The organism is Clostridium septicum (assembly GCF_003606265.1).
GTDB classification, from domain to species: domain Bacteria; phylum Bacillota; class Clostridia; order Clostridiales; family Clostridiaceae; genus Clostridium; species Clostridium septicum.
In genome coordinates, this window is the sequence record NZ_CP023671.1 from 688,317 (window position 1) to 710,094 (window position 21,778).

General features: G+C 28.0%; 22 protein-coding genes. 5 read left to right on the plus strand and 17 right to left on the minus strand.

What is annotated here, in order from left to right; all coding sequences use genetic code 11:
• Positions 1-29: 29 nt before the first annotated feature.
• From CP523_RS03105 to CP523_RS03145, 9 genes are all read right to left on the minus strand, one after another.
• Positions 30-2,285: a LamG domain-containing protein gene (locus CP523_RS03105; protein ID WP_162925932.1), complete on the minus strand. Its 2,256-nt coding sequence runs from the start codon at positions 2,283-2,285 to the stop codon at positions 30-32.
• Positions 2,286-2,427: 142 nt separating this feature from the next.
• Complete coding sequence (locus CP523_RS03110; protein WP_242871387.1) at positions 2,428-2,694, minus strand: ribosomal maturation YjgA family protein; 267 nt, start codon at positions 2,692-2,694, stop codon at positions 2,428-2,430.
• Positions 2,695-2,959: 265 nt separating this feature from the next.
• Positions 2,960-3,802: an alpha/beta fold hydrolase gene (locus CP523_RS03115; RefSeq protein ID WP_066678408.1), complete on the minus strand. Its 843-nt coding sequence runs from the start codon at positions 3,800-3,802 to the stop codon at positions 2,960-2,962.
• A 169-nt stretch (positions 3,803-3,971) separates the two neighbouring features.
• A complete protein-coding gene (locus tag CP523_RS03120) occupies positions 3,972-4,163 on the minus strand; it encodes a hypothetical protein (RefSeq protein ID WP_066677279.1) in 192 nt (63 codons plus the stop codon).
• A 14-nt stretch (positions 4,164-4,177) separates the two neighbouring features.
• A complete protein-coding gene (locus CP523_RS03125; RefSeq protein WP_120140379.1) occupies positions 4,178-5,407 on the minus strand; it encodes an IS91 family transposase in 1,230 nt (409 codons plus the stop codon).
• Between the two features lie 153 nt (positions 5,408-5,560).
• Positions 5,561-7,117 (minus strand): ABC-F family ATP-binding cassette domain-containing protein, encoded by a 1,557-nt coding sequence (locus CP523_RS03130; protein WP_120140478.1) that lies wholly within the window; start codon positions 7,115-7,117, stop codon positions 5,561-5,563.
• 145 nt (positions 7,118-7,262) lie between these two features.
• Positions 7,263-7,820 (minus strand): DUF3867 domain-containing protein, encoded by a 558-nt coding sequence (locus CP523_RS03135; RefSeq protein WP_120140479.1) that lies wholly within the window; start codon positions 7,818-7,820, stop codon positions 7,263-7,265.
• Positions 7,821-7,989: 169 nt separating this feature from the next.
• On the minus strand, positions 7,990-9,057 hold the full coding sequence (locus tag CP523_RS03140) for an ABC transporter substrate-binding protein (protein WP_120140480.1): 1,068 nt from the start codon (positions 9,055-9,057) through the stop codon (positions 7,990-7,992).
• A 128-nt stretch (positions 9,058-9,185) separates the two neighbouring features.
• On the minus strand, positions 9,186-9,434 hold the full coding sequence (locus CP523_RS03145) for a CPF_0552 family protein (RefSeq protein WP_066677277.1): 249 nt from the start codon (positions 9,432-9,434) through the stop codon (positions 9,186-9,188).
• Positions 9,435-9,579: 145 nt separating this feature from the next.
• Between CP523_RS03145 and CP523_RS03150 the strand changes: the two genes are divergently transcribed.
• Both CP523_RS03150 and CP523_RS03155 read left to right on the plus strand, forming a co-directional pair.
• Positions 9,580-10,917 carry a putative DNA modification/repair radical SAM protein gene (locus CP523_RS03150; RefSeq protein ID WP_066677276.1) on the plus strand — a complete coding sequence of 446 codons (1,338 nt, stop codon included), beginning with the start codon at positions 9,580-9,582 and terminating at the stop codon, positions 10,915-10,917.
• Between the two features lie 17 nt (positions 10,918-10,934).
• Entirely contained in the window at positions 10,935-11,672 is a 738-nt protein-coding gene (locus tag CP523_RS03155; RefSeq protein WP_066677274.1) for a TIGR03915 family putative DNA repair protein, read from the plus strand.
• 42 nt (positions 11,673-11,714) lie between these two features.
• Here CP523_RS03155 and CP523_RS03160 read toward each other — a convergent pair whose 3' ends face one another.
• On the minus strand, positions 11,715-12,095 hold the full coding sequence (locus CP523_RS03160; protein WP_066677272.1) for a RidA family protein: 381 nt from the start codon (positions 12,093-12,095) through the stop codon (positions 11,715-11,717).
• Positions 12,096-12,181: 86 nt separating this feature from the next.
• On the opposite strand from CP523_RS03160, the gene CP523_RS15885 reads away from it, so the two are divergent.
• From CP523_RS15885 to CP523_RS03170, 3 genes are all read left to right on the plus strand, one after another.
• Positions 12,182-12,349, plus strand: coding sequence for a hypothetical protein (locus CP523_RS15885; RefSeq protein ID WP_162925933.1), 168 nt, complete (start codon positions 12,182-12,184; stop codon positions 12,347-12,349).
• A 297-nt stretch (positions 12,350-12,646) separates the two neighbouring features.
• Positions 12,647-13,669, plus strand: a complete 1,023-nt coding sequence (locus CP523_RS03165) for a branched-chain amino acid aminotransferase (RefSeq protein WP_066677270.1) — start codon at positions 12,647-12,649, stop codon at positions 13,667-13,669.
• Between the two features lie 155 nt (positions 13,670-13,824).
• The gene (locus CP523_RS03170) at positions 13,825-14,718 is read left to right on the plus strand and encodes a DUF368 domain-containing protein (RefSeq protein ID WP_066677268.1); all 894 of its coding nucleotides are present in this window, start codon (positions 13,825-13,827) and stop codon (positions 14,716-14,718) included.
• Between the two features lie 21 nt (positions 14,719-14,739).
• Here CP523_RS03170 and CP523_RS03175 read toward each other — a convergent pair whose 3' ends face one another.
• The 7 genes from CP523_RS03175 to hemC all read right to left on the minus strand — a co-directional run bounded on the left by CP523_RS03175 (position 14,740) and on the right by hemC (position 21,774).
• Positions 14,740-15,285, minus strand: coding sequence for a nitroreductase family protein (locus tag CP523_RS03175; RefSeq protein ID WP_066677266.1), 546 nt, complete (start codon positions 15,283-15,285; stop codon positions 14,740-14,742).
• A gap of 107 nt (positions 15,286-15,392) precedes the next feature.
• Positions 15,393-16,169 (minus strand): formate/nitrite transporter family protein, encoded by a 777-nt coding sequence (locus CP523_RS03180; RefSeq protein ID WP_120140481.1) that lies wholly within the window; start codon positions 16,167-16,169, stop codon positions 15,393-15,395.
• 192 nt (positions 16,170-16,361) lie between these two features.
• Positions 16,362-17,138: a sirohydrochlorin cobaltochelatase gene (locus CP523_RS03185; RefSeq protein ID WP_083089530.1), complete on the minus strand. Its 777-nt coding sequence runs from the start codon at positions 17,136-17,138 to the stop codon at positions 16,362-16,364.
• Positions 17,139-17,157: 19 nt separating this feature from the next.
• On the minus strand, positions 17,158-18,432 hold the full coding sequence (gene hemL / locus CP523_RS03190) for a glutamate-1-semialdehyde 2,1-aminomutase (protein ID WP_066677262.1): 1,275 nt from the start codon (positions 18,430-18,432) through the stop codon (positions 17,158-17,160).
• 1 nt (position 18,433) lies between these two features.
• Entirely contained in the window at positions 18,434-19,402 is a 969-nt protein-coding gene (gene hemB, locus CP523_RS03195; RefSeq protein ID WP_066677260.1) for a porphobilinogen synthase, read from the minus strand.
• Positions 19,403-19,421: 19 nt separating this feature from the next.
• Positions 19,422-20,891, minus strand: a complete 1,470-nt coding sequence (gene cobA, locus CP523_RS03200) for a uroporphyrinogen-III C-methyltransferase (RefSeq protein WP_066677258.1) — start codon at positions 20,889-20,891, stop codon at positions 19,422-19,424.
• Positions 20,892-20,901: 10 nt separating this feature from the next.
• A complete protein-coding gene (gene hemC, locus CP523_RS03205) occupies positions 20,902-21,774 on the minus strand; it encodes a hydroxymethylbilane synthase (protein ID WP_066677256.1) in 873 nt (290 codons plus the stop codon).
• Positions 21,775-21,778: the final 4 nt, after the last annotated feature.

Consider the following 21,778-nt stretch of genomic DNA (forward strand, 5'->3'; position numbering starts at 1 on the left):
ATGATTAAATATTCCAAATTCTGATATAGCTACTTTTTACTTCCATCTGGCCAATATTTTTTTAAGACATTCTCTCGGCTTCTAACTTGTGATACAACACTTGTTTCAATTCTTTCCATTATCTTTTCATAAAATAACGGATCATTATCTTGTAAGCTTCCATTACTATGCGAATACGGATGTACCGCTACACCATCAAATTTCCCTCCATCTTTACTTGCTTTTTCTGATTCAGCAATAGCTTGCGCTATATTAGAATTTGAATATCCTGAATATACTTTAACATCTGGGTCAACTTTTTTCATTTCTTCATAATAATCAGCCAATCCATCTTTATAAACAGTATATGATACTCTTATATCTGAATTTTTAGGTGGAATTGCTCCATTTATACCATCACCAAAAAGTATTTCTCCATTTTCATAATTAACTTGCACTACCCTAGCATTTGCATCTGCTTTTTTAATATCTTTTACAATTGCCCATTCTTCATTATTTATATATACATGTACACTATCACTTTCAACTGCTTTTGACTTATCAATTTGATCAGTTACATCATTTGCATAACGCATATACTTCTTTTGATTTGCTGTTCCATCACTAAAATATGAAGCCTTTGACTTATCATTAGATGTATTCCAGTTATCTATCTCTGCTACCTTTTCTTTCACAAATTCTCTAACTGCTCCTTCTGCATACATTCTAGCAACATCTAATCCATTTCCTGACCATTGATCTGGACTGTTTTGCATCCAATATCCACATCCTTCGTCAACTTCATTACCAATTTCGAATAATTTAACATTATAAGGTTTAGCATGACCATTATTAGCACGTACTTCAGCCCAGTCAATTCCACCATTAGGATTTTCACCTACTTCGCAATTTAGATATTCTACTAAATCAGCTGCATCTAATGCTGATCCATTACCAAATCCATATACATATATCATTTCTCCATTACTTTCATCAATAATATATCTAGCTGCCTCATCTAAACCAAAATTAGGCGTTATAGTTGGTTCATTCCAATTTCCATGAATAGTTGTAATACGATTTTCTACATCCCCTATAGATCTTTTCCATTGAAATAAATTAGCTACAATTCCACCTGGATATCTTACAGAACCAAAATTTGCACTATTGGATAACTGTTTAAATTCACCATATAAATTTTGAGTTTCTGGATTGTAACTTCCGTACCCATCCATATGATACCTATGATTTACTCCAAACATATAATCTGGTATGTTTTTAATTATATTATTATAATTAACAGATATTTTTACTGGTAAGTCTTTTGCCGTTTCATTATATATATTAATTAGTGCTTCTAATTCTGTCTTTACTAAGGCTATCTCACTATAAGGTGAATCTATAGTAATATTTTTTGCTTCTTCAACTTTACTATATAAATCAGTGTACTCTTTATATTCATCTGTTAATATTCCATGTTCTAAAAGCTCTTCAGCTAAATTTATTGTATTACCAAGCCCTTCGAAAACAATTACATTTCTATGCTCATTAAATAATGCATCAACCATATTATTATCTGCTGATTTATTATAAATACGAATACTATCTATTTTACCTTTAAAAGCATGTCCTGTATCTGTATTTTTATGACATCCAAATTGTAAATCAGTAATACCTCCATTAATTAAAGTTAAATCCTGAATTACCTCTTCTTTACGCAACTCTCCATTTGCATATACTTTAAAGGTAATACTTTCATCATCATTAACATTACTTGTTATAATAACATTTTGCCACTGTCCATATTCTTCTACTTTACTAGATATAATATCCTTTCCTGTAACATAGCTTCCATATTTTTTATTCTTTAAATATAGTAAGGTTCTCCCAGCCCCTGTTTGTTGTATAATATTTATTGATGTTGAATCAGTTGGCTGTGAATTATCGTTATATAGCCATAATGAAACTGTATAATTTTCTTTTGCATTAATTATATTCGGTACTCTAAAATAACTTTCACTTCCATCAAATTTTAATCCATCTTCTAAAATTCCTTTATCTATAGTTATATTTGTTCCATTATCGTTATTTAATGAACCTAATTTACCATTATATTTTTCTCCAAGTGTAGCTAAATTAGTAACTGTCATATTATTTATACTGTCATTCTCAAATGTATAATATCCTAATAGTGAGTCATTTAGATCAAAGTCTTTTATAGTATTAGCTGATACCAATTTAAAATTAAAACATGTTGCAACTAAAATAATAGTTGCTAAAATAATACTTATAAATTTTTTATTCATATTTCCCCCCATTATTCCTTTATCATTTCATATCTTTTGTTAAATATGATTTCCTCCTTTCTTTTCTATTACTATATTATGAATAATTTTTATTTATATGTTTTAAACTGATAAAACTTTATACACTTTTTTTCTTTTATTATCATTTATATCTTTTAATGCTATTTTTTCTATAATTCCATCTACTATCCCATATTATTAGAATTATACTTCCAACTAAATAACATAAAATATCCTTTATATCAAATGTACTACCAATAATAATTGAAAATACTTTATTATTTTGTAATCCAAACCTTTCTACAATATTAAATAATTGCATTATCTCAACAAATGTAGCAAACAAAAATAAATATATAGGTAAATACTTTATTTTTTTCTTAATAAAACTTCTTATAAAAGTGTACATTAAAATAATTATTAATATATCTCCAATGTAAGGTCTAATAATTTCATCATTTTATAAAAAGTGCAATTACCACCTCAATTATAAATATGCTAATAAAAGCTATTAAATATTTAATATTAATTTTCATATTTCCTCCTTATTAATTAATTATTTTATATGAAATATTTTCCATAATATTTATAAGTTAATTATATATTAAAAGAGCTAGCTTTTACACTAACTCCTCTAAAATATAACTATCACTCTTAATTATTTTTCTATATCATTAAATCATATGAGTAGTATTTTCTTCAGATCCTCCAATAAAACTCACTATTACTTTATTAAATTTATCTCTTTCATCATAAAAAACTCCATGACCACTATTTTGAAACTTTATCAGCTTAGAATTTTTAATAAGCTTTTTTTGTTCTTCTGCTAAAGGAAATAAACACACTTTATCATGAATACCATGAGCAATTAATGTTGGAACTTTTATTTTCTTAATATCTTCAAATAATTTTTCTTCATCAAGCCATGTATTAGCAACCTCTGCTGTAGCCCAACCTGCCGCTTGGAAGCCTAGTTGTAAAAACCATTCCATAAACCACTTACTTGGCTTTTTATAAAAAAAAGTATCTCCGAAATTTTTCAACATTTTAGGTCTATCACTATATGTTCCTTTTATTATTTCTTCAACATCTTCCTTTTTTAATCCATAAGGAAAATATTGACGTCTAATAAGACTTGGTGCCGCTGCTGCACAAAGAATTAATTTATCTACTCCTCTTCCCCAATGTCTTGCCATATATCGTATAGCTATAGCTCCTCCTGTTGAATGTCCTAATAATGTAAAATTACTTAAACCTAGTTGATCTACTACAGCTTTCACATCATCGCTTAATGTATCATAATCATATCCATATGCAGGTCTATCTGATTTACCAAATCCCCTTTGATCTAAGCCAATACATCTAAATCCCTTTTGTATTAAATAATCATACTGATATTCAAATAATTCGTGACTACCTGGCCAACCATGTAAAAAAACAATTGTTTTATCTCCCTTTTCATTAATATCTTCTACATATACTTTAACTCCTGAATCAACATTAACGTAGTATCCCATAACTTTCCCCCGGTAAAATACTTTACTAACAAATTATTCCTAAACATATTTTATTGTTCCTTTCAACATAAAAAAGTGGCTTTCGCCACGCTCCCTTCGGGAATTTAATTTTAAGTACCTTAAGAAGCATAGAACCGATATCTGTTCTATGCTATATTTTTCCTATTAATTAATACTTTATTCCATATACTCCAGTATACTCTTTAGGCCTCATTACTCCTCCGCACTTTTCACATGAAAAGCATGGTGGTTCATCAACATTGCTTTGATCCATTTCATCAAAATATTCAACTACTTCTTTAGGAATATTTTCTTTCGCTCCGCAAATAGTACAAATATATAATATTTCCTCTGTTTTCATTTTACTTCCTCCAACTAAGTTGTTTTCGGAATTATTTTACCACTTAATATACGTTTAGTAATAGCATAATTTTCTATAGCCTTTTCTAATTTTTCTTCATTCTCTTCTATAATCTTAATTCTCAGCCGTTCCCTCATAGACCCATATTTAGGATATACAATATCATGAAATCTCATTTTATTACCACAGTTAGGACATTTACACGGATTTACACCACTTATTGCCAGTATTCTATTCTCCCAAGTTGCTATAGATCTTCTTATACTTAATATCTTTTCATCTATCATTTTTATAAAATTAAATTTTCCTTTGCTTCTTCTAGAATAAATTCCAAAGTATCTTATCATTTTAAAATTTTTCTCTGGAATATGTCTTATTATTCTTTTTATGAACTCATATACATGTACAGTTTCAACTATGACCTTATTATCTTCATGTCTAGTATATTTATAAGTCACATTTTCACCATCATATTTAAGAATCCTTGATTCCGCTATCGCAGGACGTCCCACATATCTCCCTACATATTTTGCTGCTGTCTTCGCTGATTTTATCTCAGTTTTAGCATGAACATAAAAACCTTTATCTTTCTCTTTATATAGTTTATTTTTTAGTAATTTAATTTCTTTTGTATTTCCATTTATATAAGTTATTTCATCTAACAAAACCTTTTGCCATCTTTTTCTTAATGATTCATAAGATATGTGCCTTATATGCCTCCATTCTGTTATATTTCCTCTCCCTCCTTCTGTAACCATCATATGTACATGAGGATTCCACTTTAAATCTCTTCCAAATGTATGTATTACAGTTACTATACCTGGTGTGAATTCCTCCTTTCTATTTAAACTATGCATCCAACTCGTAACAGCTCTCGCTGCGCACTTCGGCAATATCTTAAGTCTTTGTCTATCCAGTCCAAAGAATTCTCTTAATTCTTTTGGTATAGTAAAAACTATATGTCTATGCCTAACATTTATTAAATTTCCCAACATATTATCAATCCAATTATCCGTATAAATCTTTCCACATGAAGTACAAAATCTACTTTTACATGTAAATCCGATTCTCTTTGTAGTATTACAATTATTACACTTCAATTCAATAAATCCATACTTTGTATCTTTACACTTTAAAACTTTTTCTACTTCCTTTTTAACATTAGGTCTAATCTTATTTTTATATAACTTTTCAAACTCTTTCCAATGGTCTTCTAATATTCTTTTTATCTTACCTTTTTTCATCTGTTAAACCTCTAATTTATAATTAATTAATCTAACATATTTGAAGGCTAAAAGCTAGATAATATCTAACTTTCAGCCTTCAAAATTTTTATACTTTCCTGTACATTTAAAAAGAGTTAGTTTTTATACTAACTCTTCCAAACCTAAAAAATATTATACAATTTTTGTAGTCCAATCCTCACAGTTCCATATATCTGTTACAACATCTCTATAAAACTCTGGTTCATGGCATACAAGTAATATTGTTCCTTTATATTCTTGTAATGCTCTCTTTAATTCGTCTTTTGCATCTACATCTAAATGATTTGTAGGCTCATCTAGTATAAGTATATTGGTTTCATTATTTATAAGCTTACATAATCTAACTTTAGCTTGTTCTCCACCACTTAATACACAAACTTTACTTTCTATATGTTTTGTTGTAAGTCCGCATTTAGCTAATGCTGCTCTTACTTCATATTGTGTAAATGAAGGGAACTCTTCCCAAACTTCTTCTATACAAGTTTTATAGTTGGCCTCTTTTATTTCTTGCTCAAAGTATCCTAGCATTTGGTAATCCCCAAGTTCCACTTCTCCGCTTATTGGTTTTATTAACCCCATTAAGCTTTTAAGTAATGTTGATTTACCTAATCCATTAGCTCCAACTAAGGCTATCTTTTGTCCTCTTTCCATTGATATGTTAAGTGGCTTAGTTAATGGCTCATTATATCCTATTACTAAATCTCTTGTTTCAAATATTAACTTTCCTGAAGTTCTTCCTTGCTTAAATCTAAATTCTGGCTTTGGTTTTTCTGCTTGAAGTTCTATTATTTCCATTTTATCAAGTTTCTTTTGTCTTGATTTAGCCATACCTGTAGTTGCAACTCTAGCTTTATTTCTAGCTATGAAGTCTTTAAGTCCAGCTATTTCTTGTTGTTGTCTTTCATAAGCTGCTTCTAACTGTCTCTTATTAGCTTCATAAATTCTTTGGAAGTTTTCATAATCTCCAACATATCTAGTAAGCTTTCTATTTTCAACATGATAAATTAAATTAATAACAGAATTTAAAAATGGAATATCATGTGATATTAAAATAAAAGCATTTTCGTAATTTTGAAGGAATCTTTTAAGCCATTCTATATGTTGTTCATCTAAATAATTTGTAGGCTCATCTAAAAGTAATATATCTGGATTTTCAAGTAGAAGCTTTCCTAGTAATACTTTTGTTCTTTGTCCACCACTTAAATCTGTAACATCTCTATCAAGCCCTATATCTTTAAGACCTAATCCAGCAGCAATTTCTTCAACCTTTGCATCTATAAGATAGAATCCATTATTATCTAACATGTCTTGGATAACTGCAGTCTTTTCTAGAGACTTATTCATTTCATCCTCGTCCATTTCTCCCATTCTTCCATAGATATCATTCATTTCAGCTTCTAAATCAAATAAGTATTTAAACGCACCTTTTAATGTATCTCTTATAGTAGTTCCTTTAACTAATTCTGCATGTTGATCCATATAACCAACTCTAACTCTATTGCTCCACTCAATCTTTCCTTCATCAGGCATTAATTTTCCAGTTATTATATTCATAAATGTTGATTTACCTTCTCCATTTGCTCCAATTAAACCAACATGCTCCCCCTTTAATAATCTAAAGGATACATCTTCAAATATTGCTCTATCGCCAAACCCATGATTCATATTTTTAACGGTTAAAACGCTCATTTTATCCCCTCCGTAAGTATCATTTATAATAAATTTATAATTTCCTAATTAAAAATAAGGTGTGATATTTTATCACACCTTATTTATTATATACGATTATTTTATAAAATAAAGAAATTTCTTTTAGTAAATTTAATTATCTTTTCTAATATTCATATTCTTTTACATTTTCACAAATAGATATCTTTAATTGTTTATTATCTACTACCTTTTTATATGAGCATAAAAATTCATTTAATTCTAAATCTGCTAGATCTATTTTTCCAAAGCTTTTAAGTATTACATTTTCTTCTTCTAGTAAAATACCTACGTTGTTCTTTTCATTATTAATTGAATAGGTACTTACTGCTTTCATTTGCATTTTATCTTTATATTTTTCTTGAAAGCTCATAGTCTTTCTTATTTTTTCAACATCTGTTGAAGCTCCTGCTATTTTATCTAATCCTAAAGCTTTAACTTGTTCTTCTAAACTTGATGCATCAAAGCCATATCTCTCCATAAGTTTTGTTTGCATTTTCAAAAACTTATCTTGTGAAATATTATTTTTCTCCATATATGACATCATTTCTTTAGTAAAATCAGCCATTGTTAGTTTTCCTGCTGACATATCATAGTATAGTGAATATATATAAGATTCAAATTTATCTATATCTTTATCATTAACTCTATTTTTTAACTCATTAAAATCAATTACTCTATCCATCTTTAAGCACACTCCTCTAAATCAAAATAGATGTTTATATTATTATACATCAATGCTTTATTTTATTCTACAATAGTGGTAAATAGTTCAAACTTTCTTAAGAATAATTAATAAAAAAGTAAGAAACTGTACTTGTTAACTAATTTAAATACAATCTCTTACTTTTAAATTATTGTTTATCTACTTTATGTGTCATTACCTCTAGCCAAATATTCTCATATAACTTTAAGTCTTCTTGAGAAAAGTATTTGTAAACTTCACATTTATCCGTAACTTCTTTTGGCATATATGCACCTGGATTATTTCTAACTTCCTCTGGTTGAGCTTCCATAGCTTGTTTTTGAGGAGTTGTATATCCTATTTGATCTGCTATTTTTAATGCATTATCTTTTTCACTTACAAAATTAATAAATATTTCAGCAGCTTCTTTATCATTAGCATCTACTGGTATTGCCCATGAATCTAACCAATAATTTGCACCTTCTTTTGGAACAACATATTCTAAATTCTCATGTTCATCTGCTAAATTTAAACCTTCTCCTGACCATATCATAGCCACAGCTCTTTCCCCTGAAATCATTAAATCTTGAACTTCATCAGCCCCATAAATAGTTCCTAATTCCTTTTGTTCTATTAAAAGTTTCTTTGCTTCTTCTAATTCCTTAGGATTTGTACTATTTAAAGAATAACCAAGCTTTTTCAAAGCCATTCCTATAGCATCTCTTGGCGAGTCAAGAACAAAAATTTCATTTTTATATTCAGGATTCCACATTATATCCCAACTATCTACTTGTTCTGTAACTATATCTTTATTATATATTATACCAATTGTCCCATTCATATAAGGAACTGTATATTCATTATTAGGATCATAAGATCTTCCCATATCCCCTTCATTCATACTTTTTAAATTTGGTATATTATTTTTATTTATTTTTTGAATTAAACCTTCTTGAATAACTCTATCAGCCATATAATCTGAAACTAACACAGCATCCCATTTTGTTTTACCTGATGTTAATTCAATATACATCTTTTCCATTGTATCAAATGTAACTTCATTAACTTTTATGTTATATTGTTGTTCAAATTCTTTTAATAAACCATCTGCTATATTTTCACCATAGTTTAATATATTTATTGTCTTCTTCTTTTCTTTAGAACTACATCCTGTGAAAAGTGACACCATAAGAACAAACACACACATAAAAGAGGTAATCTTAATTGTTTTTCTCATTAATCATTCTCCTTTAAAATTATTATAAATACGAACATACTCATTATATATTTAATTAACATACTTGAAAAGTAAAAAAATAAAAACCTTGGAGATAATACTTCCAAGATTTTCATTTAAAAAACATTCTAAACTTCAACTAATTTAGCTACAACACCTTTTATTTCATTTAGTTCATTACTTAATTTAGATATTTCTTCTTTTTCTTCATGAATTAAGTTTAAAATTACAAGCCCTGAGTTTGAACAAATATTTTTACTTGCTTCATGTAATCCTAATCTAGTTTGAATTATACATCCAAACTTAGTAAGTACTTCTTGAACTTTAGGTGCTGCTGAGTCTCTTGGCTCTATCTTTATAGCCATTATCGTAAACATAAGATACCTCCTAAGTTAGCTTCATAATATATACTTTCCAAAATTCTCTAATTTTATTCTTATTAAATATAGTTTAGTAAATATTGATTTGAGAACATATGTTCTGTATAATAAAAGAATACTACTTATTATAGAGGTGATACTTTTGAATATTAATGAAAAACTAAGAATCTTATCAGCTGCAGCTAAATATGATGTTTCTTGTTCCTCTTCTGGATCTAAAAGAAAGAATAAAAATGGTATTGGTAATACTTCCTCTAATGGTATTTGTCACTCTTTTACTCCTGATGGAAGATGTATATCTTTACTTAAAATTCTTTTAACTAATATTTGTATTTATGACTGTAAATATTGTATTAACGCAGTAAGCAAAGATATTGAAAGAGCCGCTTTTACCCCTGAAGAAATTATAGAACTTACTATTAATTTTTATAAAAGAAATTATATAGAAGGTTTATTTTTAAGCTCTGCCGTTTTTAAATCACCCAATTATACTATGGAGCTTTTATTAAAAATAGTAAAAAAACTTAGAATTAATGAAAATTTTAATGGTTATATACATCTAAAAGTAATTCCTGGAGCAGATGATATATTAATAAAGGAAGCTGGAAAGTATGTAGATAGAATGAGTGTTAATATAGAACTTCCGTCTTCTAGCAGTTTAAAATTACTTGCACCTCAAAAGAAAAAAGAAAATATTTTAAAACCAATGGGACTTATTACATCTTCTATTACAGAAAATACTGATTTAAAAAGAAAATTTAACTATGCTAATAGTTTTGTTCCTGGAGGACAAAGCACTCAACTAATTATTGGTGCTACCCCTGAAAGTGATTTTAAAATTTTAAATCTTTCAGAAAATCTTTATAATAAATATAAACTTAAACGTGTTTATTATTCTGCATATGTACCTGTTATAAAAAATAATAAATTTTTACCTAATATAACTCATCCTCCATTAATTAGAGAACATAGATTATATCAAGCAGATTGGTTACTTAGATTTTATGGTTTTAAAGCTAATGAACTTTTAAATAATGAAAATGATAATTTTGATTTAAACTTTGACCCTAAAACTAGTTGGGCATTAAATAATATTAATTATTTTCCTATTGAAATCAATAAAGCCTCCTATGAAATGTTATTGAGAATACCTGGTATAGGTGTTATATCAGCAAAAAGAATACTACTAACTAGAAAGGTTCATTCTTTAAGCTTTGATGATTTAAAAAAGCTTGGTATTGTATTAAAAAGAGCACAATATTTTATTACTTGCAGAGGAAAATATTATGGTGATGTTAATTTCGATAACGAAAAAATTAAAAATAGATTATTATATTTTGATAAGCCTAATATAGATAAAGAATTATCAAAACAAATATCGTTTTTCGATGATATTTCTACTAATGGTATATTATTAAATAAATCACCTAAAATATTATTACCAAAAGATACTATCACATCAATAACTGGTGAATTTTAATTTAAGGAGTATAAATAATGATTACATACATTTATGATGGTTCTTTTCAAGGGTTACTTTCAGCTATATATGATAGTTTTTACTCTAAAATACCACCTAATTCAATATTAGCAAAAAATGAATATTCTATAGATCTTTTATCTACTTATATAAATATAAATACTGATTACAAAAAATATAAAAAAGTTAAAGAATCTATAATATTAAAAATTGATAGGCTATGTCTTGAAAAAATATATAAACTATATCTATCTTCTGAAAAAGATAAAGGAATACTATGCTTTAAATACTTAAAACTTGCTTTTAAAGTTTCTAATAAAATTCATAGTTTCTTACATTTAGACATAGTTAGAAATATTAATTTAATAGATAGACGTGTGTCATTAGAAGCTCATAGATTTACTGGTCTTGTTCGATTCTCTTATATAGGAAATAAGTTTTTATATTCACAAATATATCCTGATAATAATATACTTGAACTTATATCTCCTCACTTTGAAAAAAGACTTCCAAATGAATATTGGATTATACATGACACTAAACGAAATATAGCCACTATATATAATAAAATTTCTTGGGAAATAACAGAGCTAGATAAGAATGATTACATGAATTTATCCAAATCATTTGATAATTTTGAAGAACTTTGGAAAGAATATTTTAAATCTACAACTATAGATGAAAGGCTTAATTTAAAACTTCAAAAAAGAAGTATGCCTAAAAGATATTGGAAAAATCTTACCGAGTTAAAATAAAAAAAGACTTATCAAAAAATAATTTGATAAGTCTTTTTGAAATTATTCTAAACTTGCAATTGCTTCTATTTCTATAACAGAATCTTTAGGTAATCTAGCTACTTCTACACAACTTCTAGCAGGTTTATTATTATTAAAATATTTAGCATAAACTTCATTTACAACAGCAAAATCATTCATGTCATTTAAAAATACTCCAACTTTTATTACTTTATCTAAGCTACTTCCAGCCTCTTCTAATATTGCTTTTACATTTTCTAAAGATTGCTTTGTTGCCTCTTTTATTTCAGTAATAAGCTCTCCTGTTGCTGGATTTATTGGAATTTGCCCTGATGTAAATACCATATTACCAAATTTAATTCCTTGTGAATATGGTCCTATTGCTTGTGGTGCCTTTTCTGTGGAAATTATTTCTCTCGTCATTCTTATACTTCCTTTCTAAAACTATAGTATATTAATTTAATTTTAACCAATACTAACTACAAATAATCTTATTTGGAGGAGTTAATATGGGTAAAAAAACTTCTAAAATTAATACTAAAATAAATAATAAATACTTTAAAAATAGCTCTCCAGAACCTAATGATGGTACCTTTATAGATAACTATCCTAATGATAATTATTCTACAGAGGGTACTGTTAGATATGGAGAAGAAGCTGATAACTGTGATCTTTAATAGTCACAGTTCCCATTAAAATTTGGTGCTAGGATTTTTCCAAATAATTTTATTAATTGGTCCAATGAATTAACACTTTTATTTTATCCTAGCACCTTAATTCAAATCTTAAATTTAACATGTCATATTTTAACTATACATTCTTTTTCCAGTACTTTCAACTTCTTTTAATTAAGTTTATTCAATCCAAATAATTCATTTATTCATAATTAATTATATATTTTCGAAAATTAAATCTTTATGCTTTATTGAAATAATGATAAAATTAGATATTATATAATTTAAGGAGGTATTATTTTGGAAAAAAATGTAGATATTGATTGGAATAACTTAGGATTTAGTTATATAAAAACTGACTATAGATATGTTTCTATATGGAAAGACGGAAAATGGGATGAAGGAAAATTAGTAGAGGATAATATGCTAACTATTAGTGAAGCTTCTACAGCATTACATTATGGACAACAATGTTTTGAAGGTTTAAAGGCTTATAGACGAAAAGATGGAAAAGTTCAATTATTTAGAGTAGATAGAAATGCTGAAAGACTAAACGTTAGTAATAAAAGATTATTAATGCCTGAAGTTCCTGTTGAAAAATTCATAGATGCTTGTAAGCAAGTAGTTAAAGCTAATGAACATTTTGTTCCTCCATATGGAACAGGTGCTACTCTTTACTTAAGACCATTTATGATTGGTGTTGGTAATAACATAGGTGTTAAACCAGCTCCTGAATACATATTCTGTGTTTTTGCAGTTCCTGTTGGCCCTTACTTTAAAGAAGGATTAGCTCCATGTAACTTTATGATAGCTGATTATGATAGAGCTGCACCTCTTGGTACAGGTGGACAAAAGGTTGGTGGAAACTATGCCGCTTCTCTTCATCCTCATCAAATTGCAGCTGATAGAGGATTTGCAGATTGTATATACTTAGATCCTGCAACTCACACTAAAATAGAAGAAGTTGGAGCTGCTAATTTCTTTGGTATAACTAAAAATAATGAGTTTGTTACACCTAACTCACCTTCAATTCTTCCAAGTATAACAAAATATTCGCTTATGGATATAGCTAAAAACTACTTAAATATGCCTGTATTTGAAAGAGATGTACTTATAGATAACTTAGATGAATTTAAAGAAGCAGGTGCTTGTGGTACTGCAGCTGTAATAACTCCTATTGGTGGAATAGAATATAAAAATAATCTTCACGTTTTCTACAGTGAAACTGAAGTTGGTCCTACAACGAAAGAACTTTACAGAATTCTTTGTGGAATTCAATTTGGTGATATTGAAGCTCCAGAAGGTTGGATATTTGAAGTTTAATACTAAAAGATAGAGCTCCATTTTGGACTCTATTTTTATTTATAAACATTTTATATTTATAATAAATCTTAAGAAATTTGTAACTTTTATTTAATGCATTCTTAACTTAACAATGTTATTATTTCTAAGATACTACTAATTAAAGAGGTGACATTATGTACATAGTAAACTTTATAAGAGGATTTTGTATGGCTCTAGCTGATAGCGTTCCTGGAGTTTCTGGAGGAACTATCGCTTTTATATTAGGATTTTATGATGATTTTATAAATTCCCTTAATTCATTAGTGTCTATTAAAGGTGGACTTGAAAGAAAAAAATCTTCTATGGCTTTCTTATTTAAATTAGGAATTGGTTGGGTTGTAGGTATGGTTTCTTCAATCTTTCTTTTATCCTCTATATTTGATAAAGAAATTTATAATATAAGCTCTGTTTTTGTTGGATTTATATTATTTTCTATCCCAATAATAATACGTGAAGAAAAAGATATATTAAAAGAAAACTATAAAAATATAATATATGCTATATTAGGAATTATAGTAGTTGCAGCAATTACATATTTCAATCCTACATCTTCTGGTTCTTCATCAGTTGATTTAAGTAATATTTCTTTTTCTCTTGGAATTTATGTATTTGTTGTTGGTATGATTGCTATTTCTGCTATGGTTTTACCAGGTATATCAGGTTCAACTTTACTTCTTGTATTTGGACTTTATGCTCCAATTATAAGTGCAGTCAAAGAGTTTTTAACTTTTAACTTAAGCTATCTTCCTATATTAATTATATTTGGTTTTGGAGTACTTACTGGTATCGTAACTACAATAAGGTTAATAAGATATTTATTAAAAAAACATAGATCTAAAATGATTTACTTTATAATAGGGTTAATGATTGGTTCTTTCTATGCAGTGTTTATGGGACCTACTACATTAAAAGTTCCTAGACCTGCTATGAATTTAGAAAGTTTTAGCTTTATTTTCTTCATTATAGGTGGACTATTAATCGTAATATTAGAAAAGAGTAAACATTTTTTAGAAAAAAGATCAAAATAGAGAGGTTGCAAAGCAACCTCTTTATTTATATTTATTATAACTTATAACTTCCTCTATATTTTTTCTTACCTTTTTTCTAGGTTCTTTATTTTCAAAATATCCTACTGATATAACCAAGTATATTTCTTTATTTTTAGGTATATCTAATATATTTTTTATCTCTTTTTCTTTAAACCATCCTATCATACAGGTTCCTAAACCTAATTCTGTTGCCGCTAAGCATATATGCTCACAAGCTATGCCTATATCTATTGATGTATAGTCTTTTTTCTTAACTAACTCTCCAAATTTTGAAGTTAAATTTCTTCTTTCTCCCACAACTACTATAAATGCCCTTGAAGTAGTTGTAAATTTATTTATTCCTATCAATGGGTCGTATAATGTTTTAGCTAAATCTTTTGTTAGTTTTTCACTATCTACAACAACAAATTTCCAAGGTTGTGAATTACAAGCTGATGGTGCTACCCTTGCTGCATCAATTATCTTTTCTATTTTTTCTCTTTCTACTACCTTATCAAAATACCCTCTAACACTTTCCCTTTTATATATTAGATTAAAGAAACTCATATAACTCCTCACTTCATTTATAATTCTTACTTTTATTATACTTTAATGTAAAACTTATATAAATAAAAGAGTTAGACCATTTTAAAATGAATCTAACTCTTTTTGTTTTACTTCTTAGTATTAGTTATATAGTAATATGGTAACGCTAAGAATAATGCTCCACCTATAAAGTTTCCTATAGTTACAACAATTATATTATACATATATCCACTTACAGTTATAGCTGATGGATCAATAAAAATCCCCATAGCTAATAATCCCATATTAGCTACACTATGCTCAAACCCTGCTGTTATAAATGTAAATAAGCACCAAAAAATCATTAATATTTTAGCTGTTTCTTCTTTTAACTTATAGCACATCCAAACAGCTAAGCATACAAGTATATTACATAAAATACCCTTTATTAAAAGTGGCATAAATGGAGTATTTATCTTAGCTAATGCATTATTTACTATAAACTCTCCTATATAATCACTTTTCCCTGATGTTAATCCTGCTTGTACAAATAAGAAAGCTCCAATTACTCCACCTAATATATTTCCAAACCAACTTGCAAACCATATCTTTAAAGCATCCATCCAGGTTACTGATTTTTCTAAAGCTCCCATAGTCATTATCATACTATTACTTGTAAAAAGATCTCCCCCAGCCATTAGTACTAAACTTAATGCAACACCAAAAGATACACCCATAATAATTTTATAAAATGGTGAACCACCATGATGCATGATTCCACCAATAGAATAAATCAGCATAATTCCTAAACTAATAAATAAACTACCTAACATAGCACTTACTATGTATCTTGATTTACTTCTTTTTAATAAATCTGCTTTCACTTCAGCCGAATGAGCCAGATTATGAATTTCATTACTGTACATACTACACCTACCTATATATTATTAATTAACTTGTTATATTTTTAATAAGTTTGTATTTATTGGAGCATCTATAGCCCACATTTATATATAATACAATCTTACTTTAAAATTTTCAATGAAAACTTTCTAATTTTGTCTATTTTTTATATATTCTTGTTTATTTATTAAAAAAGTACGCTAAATGCGTACTTTTTATAAAACTCTCTCTATTTGATTAATATATAAGTTTCTTACTTTTTTATATTCTAATAGCGCTTTAAGATTTATATCTACTTTTATTCCTTCCTCTAAAAATTTAGATTTCCAAGATTTTTCATCACCTGCTATATCTAACTTAGCATGGTTACCTGCTATAACTAATAAAGGTAATATTAATACTTCATCAATATTTTCATTTTTTAATTTATCAACTATAAAATCTCTTGTTCTATCCCCTTCTAAAGTTCCTATTAACAGGTTACTATATCCCTTATCTCTAAATTTACTTTCAAGTATATAATATGCCTCAGTAGTAATTGTTTTTGATCCATGCCCTACTAAAACTATATTTTTATCTTTTGGCAATTCCTCATCCATTGCACATATTAATCTATCACAAGCATTCTCTAACTCACTTCCATAATAACCCAGTAAAGTTTTTCCTATCTTTATGCTTTTAAATGTATAATCATAGCTATATATTACTTTTTTTATTTCTTCATATTCCAAACATTCCATAATATGAAGAGGTTGTATTATTACCTCTTCAAATCCTTCACTACTTAGTTTAAATAATGCTTCATCTAATTTTAAGACAGAAATATTATGTTTAACCTTTAATGAATTTATTATAGTTTTAGATGTAAATACTCTAATTACAGGATATTTCTTATTTATCCTTACTCTAACTTCATCTTCTATTTTATCTAAATTCTTTAATGCTTCTAAATCTGTTGTTCCAAAAGAAGCTATAATAATTGCTTTTGACATAAATTCACCCTTTTACTAACTATTCAAATTCTCTAAAAGCTTGTAAAAACTTATTTATATGCTCTTCATTATGTTCCGTACACAAGAATAACGCCTCATATTGTGACGGTGGTATATTAAATCCTTTATTTATCATATGTAAGAAATATTTCTTAAAAATATCACTATTACATTTTTTTACATCATCATAAGTTTTTATTTCTTTTAGGTTATTAAAAAATATTGTTAACATTCCACCTTGCCTATTTATAACCATTGGAATATTTTTTTCTTTAGCTATTGCTAACATACCTTTTTCTAACTTATCACCTAGTTTATTTATATGATTATAATACTTTTCTTTATTTTCTTTTATTTTATTTAGTGTAGCAATTCCAGCAGCCATTACTACAGGGTTTCCTGACATTGTTCCTGCTTGATATACACCACCTACTGGAGATAAGCATTCCATTATTTCTTTTTTACCTCCATAAGCTCCACAAGGTAGTCCTCCACCTATTATCTTAGCATAAGTTACTAAATCTGGCTTAACATCAAATAGACTTTGTGCTCCTTCAAAGTCTACTCTAAATCCACTCATAACTTCATCAAATATAAGTAAAGCTCCATATTTATCACATAGTTCTCTTAACCCTATCATAAAATTATCTTCGGCTTTTATAACTCCCATATTTCCTGCTACCGGCTCTATAATTATTCCTGCGATATCATTGCCATACTCTTGGAATAAACTCTTTACTTGTTCTAAATCATTATAAACTCCTATAAGAGTGTTTTTTATACTATCTTGAGGTACTCCTAAGCAACCTGGTATTCCTTCTGTTAATACACCTGAACCAGCTTCAACTAAAAAGCCATCAAAATGTCCATGATAGCATCCTGCAAATTTTACTATTTTATTTTTCTTAGTATAACCTCTAGCTAGCTTAATTGCACTCATAGTTGCTTCTGTCCCTGAATTAACCATTCTAACCATTTCTATATTTTTTAAATTATCACATAGAAATTTAGCCATTATTAGTTCTAATTCTGTTGGTGCTCCAAAAGCAATAGCATGTTCTGATATTTCTTTTATGGAAGTAACAACATCTTCATCACAATGTCCTAAAATCATAGGACCCCAAGCTAATACAAAATCAATATATTCCTTTCCTTCTTCGTCCTTTATTATAGCACCTTTACCACTCCTAATTATTGGAGGATCTATGTTCATATCTCTATATGCTCTAACAGGTGAATTAACTCCACCTGGCATAAATTTCTTAGACTCATGAAATATAACTTGATTTCTCATTTTAATACTCCTTTAACCATTTAGCTGCTTCTAAAGCATAGTATGTTATTATCATATCTGCTCCAGCTCTTTTCATAGAAAGTAACATTTCTAATGTAATTCCTTTTTCATCTATAAGACCTGCCTTTGCAGCTGCCTTAACCATTGCAAATTCTCCACTTACATTATAAGCACAGATAGGAAGATTTATTCTATCTTTAGTGGCTCTAACTATATCTAAATATGACATAGCTGGCTTAATCATTATTATATCTGCACCTTCATCTATATCCATTTCTATTTCTCTTAAAGCTTCAATTCCATTTGAAGGATCCATTTGATAAGTTTTTCTATCTCCAAATTGTGGAGCTGAATGTGCCGCTTCTCTAAATGGTCCATAAAAAGCAGAACAATATTTTGCTGAATAACTCATTATAGCAACATTCTCATAATTATTTTTATCTAATATATTTCTTATGTAAGCAACTCTTCCATCCATCATATCTGATGGTGCAACCATATGAGCTCCTGCCCTTGCATGAGATAATGCTATTTCCCCTAACTTTTCTAAAGTCAAATCATTATCAATATTATTTCCTTCTAATATTCCACAATGTCCATGACTTGTATATTGGCACATACAAACATCTGTTATTACATATAACTTTTCTGAAATTTCTCTTATTTTCTTTACTGCCTTTTGAACTATTCCTTCATCACTATATGCTTCAGATCCACACTCATCCTTATGCTCTGGTAAACCAAAAACAATAACGCCTTTAATTCCTAAATTTTCAACATCTTTAATAACTTCATCTAATCTATCTAAAGACCAATGATAATTTCCTTCTAATGATTTTATTTCTTCCTTTCTATTTTCACCTTCAACTACAAATATAGGGAAAATTAAATCATTACTAGTTAATGTATTTTCTCTTACTAAATCTCTTATTGCAGCATTTGCTCTTAATCTTCTACCCCTCTTTATCACTGACTTCACCTTAACTTTCTTATAAACTTTTATATATATCTGTTATCTCTTTTAAAAAACCATCTTCTGAATGTTTTTTGCACATATGACTCTTTATATTATTTTCTTCTAGAGTCTTAAATGTTTGTGGTCCAATAGCTATATTTTTTTTCTCTTTTATCTTTTCTATTCCAAACATATTAATCATGTTTTTAACTGTACTTGGACTAGTATACAATACTATATCTACTTCTTCAAAAGCTTTATTATTTTTAACATCACCACATTTAGTATTATAAGTATTTACTCTATCTACTTCTAAACCTAGTTTTTCTATTTCATCCTTTAAATATTCTCTACTTGATGATGAACAAGGAATAAGAACCTTCTCCCCTTTATTAAGATATGGCTTTAAGGCTCTAAATAAACCTTCACCAACAAATTCCTTTGCCATAACAAAAGCCATTATCCCTCTATTCTCTAAAGCTTTTTTAGTTGCTTTTCCTACTACAGAAAATTTTGCATCTATATTTCTTATATCATACTTCTTTTCTATTAAATAATCAAAAAACATATTTACTCCATTTACTGATGTTAAAAGAATATGATTATATTTATCTAATTTATCTAAGTATCCTTCTAAATTCTCTTTAGTTCCTTCAATTTTTATGGAGTTTATTTCTGTAACTTCTGCACCAAGATCTCTTAATTTACATTTAAGATTTGATGATTGCTCTCTTGATCTTGTTACGCATATATTAGAACCAAATAAGGGCTTTTCTTCATACCAAGATAACTTATCATTTAAAGTTACAACTTCTCCAACTACTATAATACATGGTGATCTAAATCCTGCTTCTTTAGCTATTTCTTCTATATTATCTAAGGTTCCTATAACCTTTCTTTGTTTAGATGATGTTCCTCTCATTACTACAGCTGCAGGAGTTTTTCTATCTTTTCCATTTGATATTAAATTTCCTACTATTTTATCTAAATTGCTAAGTCCCATCATAAATACTAATGTTCCTTTTTCCTTTGCTAAGGCTTCCCAATTAATATTTAAGACACCAGCTGTCATTCCTGTAACTATATGAAAACTTTGCGCTATCCCCCTTTGAGTAATGGGAATTCCTGCATAATTTAGTACAGATATTGGCGAAGTTACTCCTGGTACCACTTCAAAATCTATATTTTCTTCAGCTAATGCTATAACCTCTTCTCCTCCACGTCCAAAGACATACGGATCTCCACCTTTAATTCGTCCTACAATATGACCTTTTTTAGCTAATTCTATTAACATATCATTAATTTCTTCTTGGGTTTTATAATGACATCCAGGTTCTTTTCCACAATAGTAAATTTCGCAATCCTCTGAAAGATAATTTAATATATTGTTTGATACCAATCTATCATATAATACTGCTGTACATCTTTTTAATACATCAACTGCTTTTAATGTTAAAAGTTCCTCATTGCCTGGTCCTGTTCCAATTATATATACCTTACTCATTGATATCCTCCTAAACTGATAAAATCTTTTCAGCTAATTTTATTCCAAGTAAAATATTTTCTTCTTTGTTTCCTAAAATATCTTTTTTAACTATTTTATCTCCTACACTAAAAGTTCCTATCATATATAAATCATTGCCTTTAACTTCTGTATAAGCTCCTATTAATGTATGACAACCTCCATTTAATGCTTTCATAAAGCTTCTTTCTGCATCTACTGTTATTCTAACATCTTTACTATCTAATGCCTTAAAATACTTATTATATACTCCATTTTTTAAGCATTCTATACCTAACGCTCCTTGACCTATAGCAGGCAAAAATACTTTAGGGTCAAAATAATCTGTTATAATATTTTCCATACCTAATCTTTTTAGTCCCGCACCTGCTAATATTATTCCATCCAATCTCTCTTGTTCCATTTTTAAAAGTCTAGTTTGAACATTTCCTCTAATAGAAACTATATCCAAATCTGGTCTAATTTCTTTAAGTTGTGCTGCTCTTCTAATACTACTTGTTCCAACTCTTGCCCCAATTTTCAACTCATTAATTTTAATTCCATTAGGTGATATAAAAGCATCTCTTATATCTTCTCTTTCTGGCATTGCAATTAATTCAAAGTCCTCCGGAAGTTCAAAAGGTACATCTTTCATGCTATGTACAGCTGCATGGGCTTCATTATTTAGAATTGCAAGCTCTATTTCTTTTACAAATAGACCTTTTCCACCTATTTTATTTAAAGATACATCTAATCTTCTATCCCCTTCTGTTACAACTAATAATTTTTTAGAGTCTACTCCTTGTTTTTCCTTTATTAAATCTATTACTTTATCTGCCTGCACTTGAGCTAATTTACTCTTTCTAGTTGCAATAATTAATTCCATAAAT

Bases quoted from the DNA above. Each gene is read 5' to 3' on its own strand.
- CP523_RS03160 (WP_066677272.1), bottom strand. From the start codon at position 12,095: ATGACGAGAGAAATAATTTCCACAGAAAAGGCACCACAAGCAATAGGA.
- CP523_RS03135 (WP_120140479.1), bottom strand. From the start codon at position 7,820: ATGGATAGAGTAATTGATTTTAATGAGTTAAAAAATAGAGTTAATGAT.
- CP523_RS03170 (WP_066677268.1), top strand. From the start codon at position 13,825: ATGTACATAGTAAACTTTATAAGAGGATTTTGTATGGCTCTAGCTGAT.
- CP523_RS03140 (WP_120140480.1), bottom strand. From the start codon at position 9,057: ATGAGAAAAACAATTAAGATTACCTCTTTTATGTGTGTGTTTGTTCTT.
- CP523_RS03110 (WP_242871387.1), bottom strand. From the start codon at position 2,694: ATGTACACTTTTATAAGAAGTTTTATTAAGAAAAAAATAAAGTATTTA.
- CP523_RS03185 (WP_083089530.1), bottom strand. From the start codon at position 17,138: ATGTCAAAAGCAATTATTATAGCTTCTTTTGGAACAACAGATTTAGAA.
- CP523_RS03115 (WP_066678408.1), bottom strand. From the start codon at position 3,802: ATGGGATACTACGTTAATGTTGATTCAGGAGTTAAAGTATATGTAGAA.
- CP523_RS03125 (WP_120140379.1), bottom strand. From the start codon at position 5,407: ATGAAAAAAGGTAAGATAAAAAGAATATTAGAAGACCATTGGAAAGAG.
- hemC (WP_066677256.1), bottom strand. From the start codon at position 21,774: ATGGAATTAATTATTGCAACTAGAAAGAGTAAATTAGCTCAAGTGCAG.
- CP523_RS03120 (WP_066677279.1), bottom strand. From the start codon at position 4,163: ATGAAAACAGAGGAAATATTATATATTTGTACTATTTGCGGAGCGAAA.
- hemL (WP_066677262.1), bottom strand. From the start codon at position 18,432: ATGAGAAATCAAGTTATATTTCATGAGTCTAAGAAATTTATGCCAGGT.
- CP523_RS03145 (WP_066677277.1), bottom strand. From the start codon at position 9,434: ATGTTTACGATAATGGCTATAAAGATAGAGCCAAGAGACTCAGCAGCA.
- CP523_RS15885 (WP_162925933.1), top strand. From the start codon at position 12,182: ATGGGTAAAAAAACTTCTAAAATTAATACTAAAATAAATAATAAATAC.
- CP523_RS03105 (WP_162925932.1), bottom strand. From the start codon at position 2,285: ATGAATAAAAAATTTATAAGTATTATTTTAGCAACTATTATTTTAGTT.
- CP523_RS03175 (WP_066677266.1), bottom strand. From the start codon at position 15,285: ATGAGTTTCTTTAATCTAATATATAAAAGGGAAAGTGTTAGAGGGTAT.
- CP523_RS03130 (WP_120140478.1), bottom strand. From the start codon at position 7,117: ATGAGCGTTTTAACCGTTAAAAATATGAATCATGGGTTTGGCGATAGA.
- CP523_RS03155 (WP_066677274.1), top strand. From the start codon at position 10,935: ATGATTACATACATTTATGATGGTTCTTTTCAAGGGTTACTTTCAGCT.
- cobA (WP_066677258.1), bottom strand. From the start codon at position 20,891: ATGAGTAAGGTATATATAATTGGAACAGGACCAGGCAATGAGGAACTT.
- CP523_RS03180 (WP_120140481.1), bottom strand. From the start codon at position 16,169: ATGTACAGTAATGAAATTCATAATCTGGCTCATTCGGCTGAAGTGAAA.